Origin of the sequence: Acidocella sp. KAb 2-4, assembly GCF_020567705.1 — a bacterium.
In the GTDB taxonomy this organism is placed as follows: Bacteria; Pseudomonadota; Alphaproteobacteria; order Acetobacterales; family Acetobacteraceae; genus Acidocella.
In genome coordinates this window covers 21,312-33,739 of the sequence record NZ_JAJDJU010000008.1, presented here as the reverse complement: position 1 = coordinate 33,739, position 12,428 = coordinate 21,312, and the positions used below count along the sequence as shown (strand labels likewise).

General features: G+C 65.7%; 9 protein-coding genes and 3 tRNA genes. 4 read left to right on the top strand and 8 right to left on the bottom strand.

From position 1 onward, the window contains the following. The first annotated feature begins 11 nt into the window (after window positions 1-11). A complete protein-coding gene (locus LI953_RS07240) occupies window positions 12-2,729 on the top strand; it encodes a helicase C-terminal domain-containing protein (RefSeq protein ID WP_227075373.1) in 2,718 nt (905 codons plus the stop codon). A 57-nt stretch (window positions 2,730-2,786) separates the two neighbouring features. Here LI953_RS07240 and phbB read toward each other — a convergent pair whose 3' ends face one another. The 8 genes from phbB to LI953_RS07200 form a co-directional block, all read right to left on the bottom strand. Continuing rightward, a complete protein-coding gene (gene phbB, locus LI953_RS07235) occupies window positions 2,787-3,509 on the bottom strand; it encodes an acetoacetyl-CoA reductase (protein ID WP_227075372.1) in 723 nt (240 codons plus the stop codon). 161 nt (window positions 3,510-3,670) lie between these two features. After that, entirely contained in the window at window positions 3,671-5,233 is a 1,563-nt protein-coding gene (locus LI953_RS07230; RefSeq protein WP_227075371.1) for an MDR family MFS transporter, read from the bottom strand. Further along, window positions 5,230-6,243, bottom strand: coding sequence for an HlyD family secretion protein (locus LI953_RS07225; protein ID WP_227075370.1), 1,014 nt, complete (start codon window positions 6,241-6,243; stop codon window positions 5,230-5,232). Before LI953_RS07225 ends, LI953_RS07230 begins: the two co-directional genes overlap by 4 nt. Window positions 6,244-6,303: 60 nt before the next feature. Continuing rightward, window positions 6,304-6,834 carry a transcription termination/antitermination protein NusG gene (gene nusG, locus LI953_RS07220; RefSeq protein ID WP_227075369.1) on the bottom strand — a complete coding sequence of 177 codons (531 nt, stop codon included), beginning with the start codon at window positions 6,832-6,834 and terminating at the stop codon, window positions 6,304-6,306. Window positions 6,835-6,845: 11 nt separating this feature from the next. Continuing rightward, window positions 6,846-7,040, bottom strand: coding sequence for a preprotein translocase subunit SecE (gene secE / locus LI953_RS07215; RefSeq protein WP_227075368.1), 195 nt, complete (start codon window positions 7,038-7,040; stop codon window positions 6,846-6,848). A gap of 42 nt (window positions 7,041-7,082) precedes the next feature. Next, window positions 7,083-7,159 (bottom strand) — tRNA-Trp (locus LI953_RS07210). Window positions 7,160-7,281: 122 nt separating this feature from the next. Next, a tRNA-Gly gene (locus tag LI953_RS07205) sits at window positions 7,282-7,355 on the bottom strand. An 84-nt stretch (window positions 7,356-7,439) separates the two neighbouring features. Further along, window positions 7,440-7,525 (bottom strand) — tRNA-Tyr (locus tag LI953_RS07200). Between the two features lie 70 nt (window positions 7,526-7,595). Here LI953_RS07200 and LI953_RS07195 point away from each other — a divergent pair. The 3 genes from LI953_RS07195 (at window position 7,596) to dnaK (ending at window position 12,370) form a co-directional block, all read left to right on the top strand. Then, window positions 7,596-8,543 carry an RNA methyltransferase gene (locus LI953_RS07195; protein WP_227075367.1) on the top strand — a complete coding sequence of 316 codons (948 nt, stop codon included), beginning with the start codon at window positions 7,596-7,598 and terminating at the stop codon, window positions 8,541-8,543. A gap of 208 nt (window positions 8,544-8,751) precedes the next feature. Next, complete coding sequence (locus tag LI953_RS07190; RefSeq protein WP_227075366.1) at window positions 8,752-10,329, top strand: 2-isopropylmalate synthase; 1,578 nt, start codon at window positions 8,752-8,754, stop codon at window positions 10,327-10,329. Between the two features lie 133 nt (window positions 10,330-10,462). After that, a complete protein-coding gene (dnaK, locus tag LI953_RS07185) occupies window positions 10,463-12,370 on the top strand; it encodes a molecular chaperone DnaK (RefSeq protein WP_227075365.1) in 1,908 nt (635 codons plus the stop codon). Window positions 12,371-12,428: the final 58 nt, after the last annotated feature.

Here is a 12,428-nt window from a genome sequence, read left to right as displayed (position 1 = left end):
AACTGAGCGGAATGACGATTCTGCCCTCCCTGCCCGCTCTGGTGGCCGGTCACGGCCGCGCCGTGATTCTGGGCGCGGATGGCGTGGCCGCGCCGGTGCGGCCGGGCGGAGTCGCCCGCCAGCTCGGCACCGCGCGCGCGCTAGTGGTGCATGGCCCGGCGACGCTGCGGCGCCTGGGCAATCCGGCCATCGAAGTGCTGGACCTGCTGGAGCTGTTCGCCTTCATCTGCCCGGCGCAGACCTTGGCCCCCACCCCGGCGGGCCTCGCCCGCGCGCTGGAGATGGACGTACCGCACAGCCTGGAATCGGCGGCGCTGGCGCTGGCGGAGATGGCCGAGGCGCTGCTCGCACGGCTGGCCGCCGGCCGCGGCACCCCCGCCAACCGCGACGCGCCGGGCCTGGCCGCGCGCATGGGGGATGCCGGCTGGGGCTGGGCGCCTTATGTGCTGGCCGCGCTCGGCCAGCCCGCGGCGCGCGCCGATGGCATGGCCATGCGCCTGGGCAAGCGTTTGCCGAAATGGGAGGAGGTGGCGCCGCGCCCGCCGCCATCCTCGTTTCCCGTTACCCCCGCCCAGGCCCGCGCCCGGCTGGCCAGCCTGCTCGGCCCCGGCGCCGAGCAGCGCCCGGCCCAGGCGGATTATGCCTCAGCCGCCACGGAAGCCTTTGCCCCGCGCCAAGCCGAAGGCGCGCCGCATGTCGTCATCGCCGAAGCCGGGACCGGCACTGGCAAGACGATGGGCTATCTCGCCCCGGCCTCCCTCTGGGCCGAGCAGAACAAGGGCGCGGTGTGGATCTCCACCTATACAAGGCATTTGCAGCGGCAGATCGAGCAGGAGGCGAGCCGCCTGCCCGCCGGCACCAGGGTGGCGCTGCGCAAGGGGCGCGAGAATTATCTTTGCCTGCTGAACTTCGAGGATGCGAGCGGTGTCGAGCGTTACGCTGTGCCGCTTGGGCTGGTCGCGCGCTGGGCGGTGGCAAGCGCCGATGGCGATCTGTTCGGGGGCGATTTGCCCGGCTGGTTCGCCGAGTTGTTCGGCGCCGGGCTGCTGGCGCAGATCGCTGACCGGCGCGGCGAATGTATCCATGCCGCCTGCCCGCATTTTTCCACCTGCGTGATCGAGCGCGTGGTGCGCAACGCCCGCCAGGCGGATCTGGTGATCGCCAACCACGCGCTGGTGATGGCGCAGGCGGTATGGGGCGGGCTGGATGATGACTACGTGCCCACACGCTACGTGTTTGACGAAGGCCATCATATCTTCGACGCCGCCGATAGCGCCTTCGCCGTGGAACTCTCCGGTGCGGCGATGGCGGAGCTGCGGCGCTGGCTGCTGGGCGCCGAAGGCACGCGCTCGCGCGCCCGCGGGCTGGCGCGGCGGCTGGAGGATATCTCCGCCACCGACGACAAAACCAAAGCGCTGGTGGAGACCGCGCTGAAAACGGCCAAGGCGCTGCCCGCGCCCATGTTCTCGATGCGGCTCGACCCCGAGCTGGAACCCGACAACAACCCGGCCGAGGCGCTGCTGCGCGCGCTGCGCGCCCAGGCCCGCGCCCGCTCCACCGAAAACGAATTACAAGGCGCGGCGGGGTTCGAGACCGATCTGCATCCGCTGAACCCGGACATCTGGCCCGCCGCGCAGACGCTCTCCGCCGCGCTGGAAGCTCTGCGCGTGCCCCTGGCGGCGCTGCGCACGCATCTGCTGGAGCGGCTGGAGACTGAGCCGGAGCTGGAGGAAACCGCGCGCCAGCGGCTGGAGGGCATCGCCCGCGGCCTGCAACGCCGGGGCATCGACCCGCTCTCGGCCTGGCGGCGGATTCTGGACGGGCTGGGCAACGAACCCGCCCCCGGCGAGCGCCCAACGCGAATCGAATTCCTGCGCCTGGACCGCGAGGCCGGGACCGACCGCGATATCGCCCTGCTCTCACACATGCTCGACCCGACGGAAGCCTTCATCCAGAGCATTGCCACGCCCGCGCATGGGCTGCTGATCACCTCCGCCACGCTGCGCGATGGTTCTGACACCGAAACTGCCTGGGAGAATGCCGAAGCCCGCACCGGGGCGGCGCATCTGGCAGCCCCCGCTATTCGCGCCGCTTTCGAATCGCCCTTCGACTATGCCGAGCGCACGCGTATCGTGCTGATCTCGGACGTGAATACCCAGGATATCGGCGCGTTGGCGGGGGCGTATCAGGCGCTGTTTCAGGCGGCGGGCGGCGGCGGGCTGGGGTTGTTCACCGCCATCTCGCGGCTGAAGGCGGTGCAGGCGCGCATCGCGCCCCGGCTGGAGGAGGCGGGCATCCCGCTCTACGCCCAGCACGTGGACGCGATGGATAACGCCACGCTGGTCGATATCTTCCGCGCCGAGGAACATTCCTGCCTGCTTGGCACCGACGCCATGCGCGACGGCGTGGATGTGCCGGGCAACGCGCTGCGCCTCGTGGTGTTCGAGCGCACGCCCTGGCCGCGGCCGGATATTCTGCACCGGACGAGGCGCACGCATCTCTCGCATGGCGCCCCCAAGGATTATGACGATGCCATCGTGCGCCTGCGCCTGCGGCAGGCTTTCGGGCGGCTGATCCGCCGGGCGGATGACCGCGGCGTGTTTGTGCTGCTGGACAAGCAAGTGCCGTCGCGCCTGTTCTCCGCTTTCCCCGACGCCGCGCCAATCATCCGCTCCGGCTTGGCCGAGGCCATAGACGGCATCAGGCGGTTTTTGGAAACGCCAGAGTGAAACGAAAAAGGGAGGCTGTGAGCCCCCCTTGGAATGGAATGAGTGGCTGTCCCCCACTCAGTACATATGCTGACCGCCATTGATGGACAGGGTGGCGCCGGTGATGAAGTCGGCATCGTCGGCGGTGAGGAAGGCGACGCCGCGGGCGATATCCTCGGCCCTGCCCAGGCGGCCGCGGGGGATCTTGGCGATGATCTTCTCCAGCACGTCAGGCGGGACAGCGCGTACCATATCGGTATCGACATAACCCGGCGCCACGGCATTGACGGTGATATTGTTGCGCGCGCCTTCCTGCGCCAGAGCCTTGGTAAAACCGTGGATGCCGGATTTGGCGGCGGCATAGTTCACCTGGCCGTACTGACCGGCCTGACCATTGATGGAGCCGATATTGACCACGCGGCCAAACTTCTTGGCCTTCATGCCATCGAACGTCGCCTTGCAGAGGTTGAAGCAGGAGCCGAGATTAGTGTCGATCACCGCATCCCACATGTCACGCGTGAGCTTGCCCATCACGGCATCGCGCGTGATGCCGGCATTGTTCACCAGGATCTCGACGGTGCCGTGCTTGGCCTCGATCGCCTTCACAGCGGCGATGCTGGCGTCATAATTGCCGGCGTCAAACTTGATCGCCTCGATGCCCGTCTCCTTGGTGAAGGCTTCGGCCGCAGCGTCGTTGCCGGCATAGCTGGCAATGACATTGCGCCCTTGCTGCTTGAGCGCCAAGCTGATGGCCGCGCCAATTCCACGAGTGCCGCCGGTGACCAATGCTACGCGAGACATGTCCGTTTCCTCCAAGGTTTTCAAAACGCTAGACCACTTCGCAGCCAATGCGCAGCCGCCAAGTGCAGCTTAGCCGCATATCGCGCGACTAATCTAGTGGCTTGGTTTTACAGGCAATCCCGTCAGAGAACATGACATAAGTCAAACAACCGCGCGGCAGGTTAGTGCCCGCCCGGGGCGCTGGCGCCGGCTGGGCGGCGCAGACAGGCGGTGGCGATCACCGCGATCACCATGGCCGCGCCGAGCAGCGCGAAGGCATCGCCATAGGCGAAATAATTTGCTTGCAAGCGGATCAACCGGCCGAGCATTTGCACCGCCTCGGCCTGCGCCAAGCCGGGATCGCTCAGGCCATGCGTCATGAAATATTCACGCAGCCCGTTTAGCCGCGCCTGCGTGGCGGGGCTGAGCAGACTGACATCGGGTGTGATGATGGCGGAATGGAATTTTTCGCGGTTGGTGAGAAATGTCTGCACCACCGCGATGCCGATCGCGCCGCCGAGATTGCGCAGCATGTTGAACAGCACGGTCGCCGAGCCCGCATCCTTCAGCGGGATTCCGGCGGTGGCGATGAAGGTGAGCGACGGGAACACCAGCGCCTGGCCGACGGCACGGATCAGATTCGGTATGAGCATTTGCGGTCCGGAATCGTCGGGGCCGAGATTCATGTTCATGAACGAACTGATCGAGAACAAGGCGAGGCCGAGCCCCAGCAGCAGGCGCGGGTCGAACCGGCGCATCAGGTAGGGGCTGAGCGGGATGATGAACAACTGCGGCAAGCCAATCCAGGCCATCACCTCACCGGCCTGCCGCGCGCTGTAGCCATGCGCCACCGCGAGATAAAGCGGGATAAGGTATACCGCGCCATAGAGCACAAAGCCGAGAATCGTGTTGGCGATGCTGGACAGCGCGAAATTGCGCCGGGCGAACAAGCGCAGATTGAGCAGCGGCGCGCGGTTGCCGGGGCGCAGCTCTTGGACGAGAAATGCTATCAGGGCGAGGCCCGAAATGACCGCCAGCTTGGTGATGAGCGGCGAACCGAACCAGTCATCCTTGTTGCCCTCCTCCAGCACCACTTGCAGCGTGCCTAGGCCGACCGCCATGGTCATGATGCCGAGCCAATCCCCCTGGCGGAGCTTCTCAAGCTGCATCGGGGCGGACTGCAAGCCCCAGGTCAAAGCGCTCAGCATCAGCGCGCCGGGGATCAGGTTGAGGAAGAAGATGTACCGCCAGCCATAGAGATCGGTGATGATGCCGCCGACTGTGGGGCCGATGGCCGGGGCAAAGGTGGCGGTGAGTGCAAAGGCCGCGAAGCCGACCGGGCGCGAGCGCTCCGGGAGCAATGTGATCACGCAGAACAGCCCCAGCGGAATAAGCACGCCGCCGGCGAATCCCTGCAAGGCGCGTAGCGCGACCATTTCGGGAAAATTGCCCGCCAGCCCGCACGCGGCGGAAAACGCCAGGAACAGCACCGTGTTGGTGATGAGATAGCGGCGCAGCGAAAACACCGAGGCAAGCCAGCTGGAGAGCGGGATCACGATGATCTCGCCGATCAGATAAGCGGTGGAGATCCAGCCGCCATCATCCAGCCCGGCGCCGATGCCGCCCTGGATATCGGGCAGCGAGGTGTTGACCACCTGGATGTTCAGCACCGCCATGAAGGCGCCGATCAGCCCGCCCGCCACGGCGATCTTGTTGCGCAGCGGGACTTTTTGACGCTCCGTCACGGCTGGTTGCGCGTGTCGATATCTGGCTCCACCGACAGGCCAGGGCGGAGCTTGCCGATCTCATCCGGTGTCAGGTCGAGCAGGATCTTCACCGGCACGCGCTGCACGATCTTGGTGAAATTGCCGGTGGCATTGTCGGGCGGCAGCAGCGCAAAGGTCTGGCCCGAGGCAGGGAACACGCTGTCGACATGACCTTTCACGTCGAGATCGGGGAAAGCGTCGACATGGACGCTCACGGCTTGGCCGGGGCGGAGATTGGTGATCTGCGTCTCTTTATAATTGGCCAGAACATAGACCTGATCGAGCGGCACCACGGCCATGATCTGTGTGCCGGGTTGCAGATAGTCGCCCTGGGAGACGGTCTTGTTGCCCACCACACCGGCCACCGGCGCGCGGATCTGCGTGTGAGCGAGGTCGAGTTCCGCCTGCGCCGCCTGCGCCTTGGCGCGGGCCAGGGTGGCGTCGAGCAGCTTCACCTGCGTCTGCGCGGCTTGCAACCCGGCGGTGTCGGCATCGATCTGGGCGCGCATGGTGGCGAGGTCGGTATTCGCCTGCTCCGCCGCCTGCTCGGGGCTCGCGCCCTTGGCCGAGAGCTTGGCGTAGCGCGCCTGGTTGCGCACGGCGAAGGCGAGACGCGCCTGGTCGCCGGCCAGGGTCGCGGCGGCGGCGGCGATCTTGGATTGCTGCAAGGTCAGCGCCGCTTGCTCATTCGCCACCTCGGCCCTGGCCGCGGCCAGGGCGTTTTCATAGTCGCGCGGGTCGATGACGGCGAGCAACTGCCCCTGCGCCACCGTATCGCCGTCATTCACCGCGACCTTGGTGACATAACCGCTGACCTTGGCCGCGATCAGGCTGGAATCGGCGGCCAGGTAGGCATCGTCGGTGCTGACGATGTACTGGCCGACCAACAGGTAATGCGCGAGCCAGCCCAGCAGGGCGATAATGACAATAAAAACCGCGCTGAACAGAGCCCAGCGCGGCAGCGGCTTGGAAGGGTTCGCGTCAGACACCTTGTCCCTCTTGCTTCAGAAGCCTGAAGATTGGGAGCCGTGACGGAAATTACAACCCCGTCAGAGCTTCTCCACCTGGGCATATTCCAGATCGACCGGGGTGGGGCGGCCGAAGATGGAGACCATGACCTTCACGCGGCCCTTCTCCTCGTCCACTTCCTCGACCACACCGTTGAAGCTGGTGAACGGGCCATCGGCCACGCGCACCTGCTCGCCAACCTCGAAGATCACGGCCGGACGGCGCTGCTCAGCGCCTTCCTGCTGCTGCTTCATGATCCGCTCGGCCTCGGAATCGCTGATCGGGCTCGGCTTGTTGCGGCTGCCCAGGAAGCCGGTCACCTTCGGCACATCCTTCACGAGATGCCAAGCGTCGTCGGTCATGTCCATGTTGATCAGGACATAGCCGGGGAAGAACTTGCGCTCGGTGTTCACCTTCTGCGCGCGGCGAACCTCGGTCACTTCCTCGGTTGGCACCACGATCTCGCCGATATGATCGGCGAGGCCCTTGAGCTCAGCCTGCTCTTTGATCTGGGTCGCGATCTTCTTCTCGAACCCGGAATAGACGTGCAGAACGTACCAGCGCTTGGCCATCAAAAAAATCCTTAGCTTCCGACGCCGAACAGCAAGCGCATGACCGCGCCGATGATCTGATCGACGGTCAGGAAAAACAGGGCCGTGACGATCACCATGGCAAGCACGAGCCCCGTGGTCTGCAGGGTCTCCTTGCGCGAGGGCCAGGTGGTCTTATCCGCCTCGGCACGCACGTCGCGCGAAAATTTCACCAGGTTGAACGCCAAAACCGAACTCCGACAAACCGCGATTGAGGTGCTGGGAAGGGATGGCAGGGGCGGAGGGTCTCGAACTCTCAACCTCCGGTTTTGGAGACCGGCGCTCTAACCAATTGAGCTACGCCCCTATCCGTACCAGCATGGGAAGCTGCCTTCCACACTCTGGCGCGTCCAATGTCAAGTCTCGGCGCGCCATAACCCGCGTTTTGCGCCAGCAGGCCGGAACCTGCAAGCCCGGAACGCCCGGTTATGGAGCGGGTGACGGGAATCGAACCCGCACAACCAGCTTGGAAGGCTGGGACTCTACCGTTGAGCTACACCCGCGTGCCGCTACCGTTAGGGCAAGAGCCGGGTATGAGTAAACCCCGTGCGCCGCACAACCCGGCAAGACCGCGAATTTTCAAGAAATGGTGGAAGGGGTTGGATTCGAACCAACGTAGGCGCACGCCAACGGATTTACAGTCCGTCCCCTTTAGCCACTCGGGCACCCTTCCGTATGGGGTGCTCCTTTCACCGAAACCAGCTCGGTTGTCAACGCAAGTTGTGCGCGATAGTGGACAATCCATGACGCAGCACCGCCCGCCCCGTGGCAAACCCGCCCGCCAGGGCGACAAGAACCGACCGTTTTCCGGCCGCTCCGCGCAAGGCGGCGAGGCCCGCCTGAACCTGGGCGGGCGCGATGAGAGCAAGCCGGAACGCCCGCAGGGGCCGCGCCCGCCGCGCGAACACGGGCGGGGTGAGCATGGCCGGGGCGAGCACGGGCGCGGGCGCCAGGATAGCGCACCGGCCGGGGCCGTGTGGCTCTATGGCACCCATGCGGTCGGCGCGGCGCTGAAAAATCCGCAGCGGCGGCTGCGCCGACTCGTCGTGACCGATGAGGCGCAGGCGGCGCTGGCCGCCGAATGCCCCCTGCCCTGGCCGATCCAGCCCGAGATCTTGCCGCGCGAGCGAATCGATCAGATCCTCGGCGCACGACCGGGTTCGGGCATCGTGCACCAGGGCATCGCGCTGCTGGCTGACCAACTCGCCGCCCCGGCTCTGCTGGACGCGCTCAAGCGCCCCGGCCCGGTGCTGGTGCTCGACCAGATTTTCGACCCGCGCAATGTCGGCGCGCTGATGCGCACGGCCCAGGCCTTCGGCGCCTGCGCCGTGATCGCCCAGGACCGCAACGCCCCGGAGGAGACCGGGGCGCTGGCGAAAGCCGCCTCCGGCGCGCTGGAGACGATTCCGCTGCTGCGAATCGTCAACATCTCGCGCGCGCTGATCGTGCTGAAATCCGCCGATGTGTGGGTGGTGGGGCTGGATGGCCACGCCACCACCCGGCTGCGCGGCGAGAGTTTCGCCGGGCGGCGCGTGGCGCTGGTGCTGGGCAGCGAGGGCGAGGGCATGCGCCGGCTGACGCGCGAAACCTGCGACGAGGTCTGCGCCTTGGCGATGCCTGGCGGCATGGAGAGCCTGAACGTCTCCGCCGCCGGGGCCGTGGCGCTGTATGAGCTGACCCGCACGCCGTGAGGGGCTGAAGCGGGCAAACAGCTTGCACCGGGTGAGAATTTCTCCTATTTCCGGGGCATGGCTAACGCCCCCACCCTGTCCGGGCTGCTTCTTCGACTTATCCGCCCCTGAGCGGGGAGGTCTGTTCGCGTGCGCCTGGCGCCGCGTCATCGCTCAGGGGAATGCCTAACCATCCATCTCACGGCATTTGCAGCGGAAGAGCACAGACATGAGTACGATCAACCACCCGAATTTCGGCACCATCGACGATAAGCGCGTCATCATCTTCGACACGACGCTGCGCGATGGCGAGCAATCCCCCGGCTTCTCGATGAATATCGACGAGAAGATCCGCATGGCCCAGGCGCTGGCGGAGCTGGGGGTGGATGTGATGGAGGCCGGGTTCGCCGCCGCTTCGCCCGGCGATTTCGAATCGGTGAACCGGATTGCCCGCGAGATCAGGGGGCCGGTCGTCACCTCGCTGGCCCGCGCCGCGGTGAACGACATCACCCGTGCCGGCGAAGCGATCAAGCCGGCCGAGCGCAAGCGCATCCATACCTTCATCTCCACCAGCCCGCTGCACATGAAGTACAAGCTGCGCATGGAGCCGGAGCAGGTGCTGGAGCATGTCACCACCTCGGTTACCCTGGCCCGCAACTTCACCGACGACGTGGAATGGTCGGCCGAGGACGGCACGCGCACGGATATCGATTTCCTGTGCCGCTGCGTGGAAGCCGCGATCAAGGCCGGGGCAACCACCATCAACATCCCCGACACGGTGGGCTACGCCGTGCCCGAGGACATGTTCCGCATCTTCTCCACCGTGCGCACGCGCGTGCCGGGGGCGGATCAGGTGATCCTGTCGGCGCATAACCATAATGATCTAGGCCTGGCCGTGGCCAACACCCTGGCGGCGGTGCGCGGCGGGGCGCGGCAGATCGAATGCACGATCAACGGCATTGGCGAGCGCGCCGGCAACGCCGCGCTGGAGGAGATCGTGATGGCGATCCGCACCCGGCCGGACGCCAACCCTTACCACCATAATATTGAGACCACGCGCATCCTGCGCACCTCGAAGCTGCTGGCCACCGTCACCGGGTTCGACGTGCAGCCGAACAAGGCCATCGTCGGGCGCAACGCCTTCGCGCACGAATCGGGCATCCACCAGGACGGGATGCTGAAGAACGCCGCCACTTATGAGATCATGACCCCCGAATCGGTGGGCTGGCAGAAGACCTCGCTGGTGATGGGCAAGCATTCCGGCCGCGCCGCCTTCCGCGACAAGCTGACCAGCCTGGGTTATGGCGATATCGGCGACAACGCGCTGAACGATGCCTTCAAGCGGTTCAAGGATTTGGCCGACCGCAAGAAGATCGTGTACGACGAGGACATCGTGGCCCTGGTCGATGACGAGGTGGTGCGCGGCAATCAGCGCATCAAGTTCGTCTCGCTGGAAGTCTGGGCCGGGTCGAAGGCCAAGCCCCGCGCGCTGCTGGAGCTGGAGGTGGATGGCGAGCCCAAGCAGGCCGATGAGCGCGGCGACGGCCCGGTGGACGCCGCCTTCAACGCCATCCGGGCGATCTTCCCGCATCAGGCCGAGTTGCAGCTATTCTCCGTTGGCGCCGTGACCGAGGGCACCGATGCCCAGGCGAAATGCACCGTGCGTCTGGCCGAGGACGGCAAGAGCGTGGACGGCCAGGGCGCGGATACCGACACCATCGTCGCCGCCGTGCGCGCCTATATCCACGCGCTGAACAAGCTGATCACCAAGCGCGCCCGCACCGCGCCCGAGGCGATGACCGCCTGACACCTCCACCCCGCCCGCCGGACAGCATATTCCCCTTGTGTCCGGCGGGTGGTTTGATTACATTCTGGCCGTTGGTTCAAAGGGATCGCCCCGGTGCTTCGGGCTGGCGCGATCCGCTGCATAGGAGCATTCAATGAGCAAAGTTATTGGTATCGACCTTGGTACCACGAATTCCTGCGTCGCCGTCATGGAAGGCAAGGATGTCCGCGTGATCGAGAACGCGGAAGGCGCGCGCACTACCCCGTCCATGGTGGCGTTTTCCGATTCCGGTGAGCGTCTCGTCGGCCAGAGCGCCAAGCGCCAGGCCGTGACCAACCCCACCAACACGCTGTTCGCCGTCAAGCGCCTGATCGGCCGCCGCTACGACGACCCGACCGTGACCAAGGATAAGGGGCTGGTTCCCTACACCATCGCCAAGGGTGACAATGGCGATGCCTGGGTTGAGGCCAAGGGGCAGAAATATTCGCCGTCGCAGATCTCCTCTCACATCCTCACCAAGATGAAGGAGACCGCCGAGGCTTATCTGGGCGAGACCGTCACACAGGCGGTGATCACGGTGCCGGCCTATTTCAACGACGCCCAGCGCCAGGCGACCAAGGATGCCGGCAAGATCGCGGGCCTAGAGGTGCTGCGCATCATCAACGAGCCGACGGCGGCCGCGCTCGCCTACGGCATGGACAAGAAGAACGCCGGCACCATCGCAGTGTATGACCTCGGCGGCGGCACGTTCGATATCTCCATTCTGGAGCTGGGCGACGGTGTGTTCGAGGTAAAGTCTACCAACGGCGACACCTTCTTGGGCGGCGAGGATTTCGATCAGCGCGTGATCGATTACCTGGCCGATGAGTTCAAGAAGGACCAGGGCATCGACCTGCGCAAGGACAAGCTGGCACTGCAGCGCCTGAAGGAAGCCGCGGAGAAGGCGAAGATCGAGCTGTCTTCCTCCAAGGAGACCGAGATCAACCTGCCCTTCATCACCGCCGACGCCTCCGGGCCGAAGCATCTGGTGCTGAAGCTGACCCGCGCCAAGCTGGAGAGCCTGGTGGACGACCTGATCGAACGCACGCTCGGGCCCTGCCGCGCCGCGCTGAAGGATGCCGGCGTGACGGCCGGCGAGATCAATGAGGTGATCCTGGTCGGCGGTATGACCCGCATGCCGAAGGTCATCGAGGCGGTGAAGACTTTCTTCGGCAAGGAGCCGGCCCGCAACGTGAACCCGGATGAGGTCGTGGCCATCGGCGCGGCGATTCAGGGCGCGGTGCTGCGCGGCGACGTGAAGGACGTGCTGCTGCTCGACGTGACCCCGCTCTCGCTCGGCATCGAGACGCTGGGCGGCGTGTTCACCCGCCTGATCGACCGCAATACCACCATCCCGACCAAGAAGGGCCAGACCTTCTCAACCGCCGAGGACGGCCAGACGGCCGTGACCATCAAGGTCTTCCAGGGCGAGCGCGAGATGGCGGCGGATAACAAGCTGCTCGGCAATTTCGACCTCACCGGCATCCCCGCCGCGCCGCGTGGCGTGCCGCAGATCGAGGTGACCTTCGACATCGACGCCAATGGCATCGTCTCGGTCTCCGCCAAGGACAAGGCCACCGGCAAGGAGCAGCAGATCCGCATCCAGGCCTCGGGCGGTCTCTCGGAGCAGGACATCGAGCGCATGGTGCGCGAGGCCGAGGAAAACGCGGCGGCTGACAAGGCCCGGCGCGAGGCTGTGGAAACCCGCAACCATACCGAGGGGCTGATCAACCAGGTTGAGAAGACCCTGAAGGATGCTGGGGACAAGGTAGCGCCCGCCGACAAGACCGAGGCCGAAGCGGCCGTAGCCGAAGCCAAGAGCGCGCTCGAGGGCGGCAATGTGGAGGCCATCAAGGCGGCCTCCGAGAAGCTGACCCAGGCGGCGATGAAGATCGGCGAGGCGATGTATAAAGCGCAGGCCGAGGCTGGCGCCGCGCCGGGAGCCGAAGCCGGTCCCGCTGGCGGCGAGAAGGTGGTCGATGCCGATTTCGAGGATGTCGACGACAAGAATAAATCCGCTTGATCCCGGGTTTAAAATCAACGCATGGAAATCCCGGGGTTCGCCCCGGGATTTTTTTCGA

What these genes read in the sequence shown, in the direction of transcription:
- LI953_RS07240 (WP_227075373.1), top strand. Translation starts at nt 12, where the DNA reads ATGACGATTCTGCCCTCCCTGCCCGCTCTGGTGGCCGGTCACGGCCGC.
- phbB (WP_227075372.1), bottom strand. Translation starts at nt 3,509, where the DNA reads ATGTCTCGCGTAGCATTGGTCACCGGCGGCACTCGTGGAATTGGCGCG.
- nusG (WP_227075369.1), bottom strand. Translation starts at nt 6,834, where the DNA reads ATGGCCAAGCGCTGGTACGTTCTGCACGTCTATTCCGGGTTCGAGAAG.
- LI953_RS07195 (WP_227075367.1), top strand. Translation starts at nt 7,596, where the DNA reads ATGACGCAGCACCGCCCGCCCCGTGGCAAACCCGCCCGCCAGGGCGAC.
- LI953_RS07190 (WP_227075366.1), top strand. Translation starts at nt 8,752, where the DNA reads ATGAGTACGATCAACCACCCGAATTTCGGCACCATCGACGATAAGCGC.
- dnaK (WP_227075365.1), top strand. Translation starts at nt 10,463, where the DNA reads ATGAGCAAAGTTATTGGTATCGACCTTGGTACCACGAATTCCTGCGTC.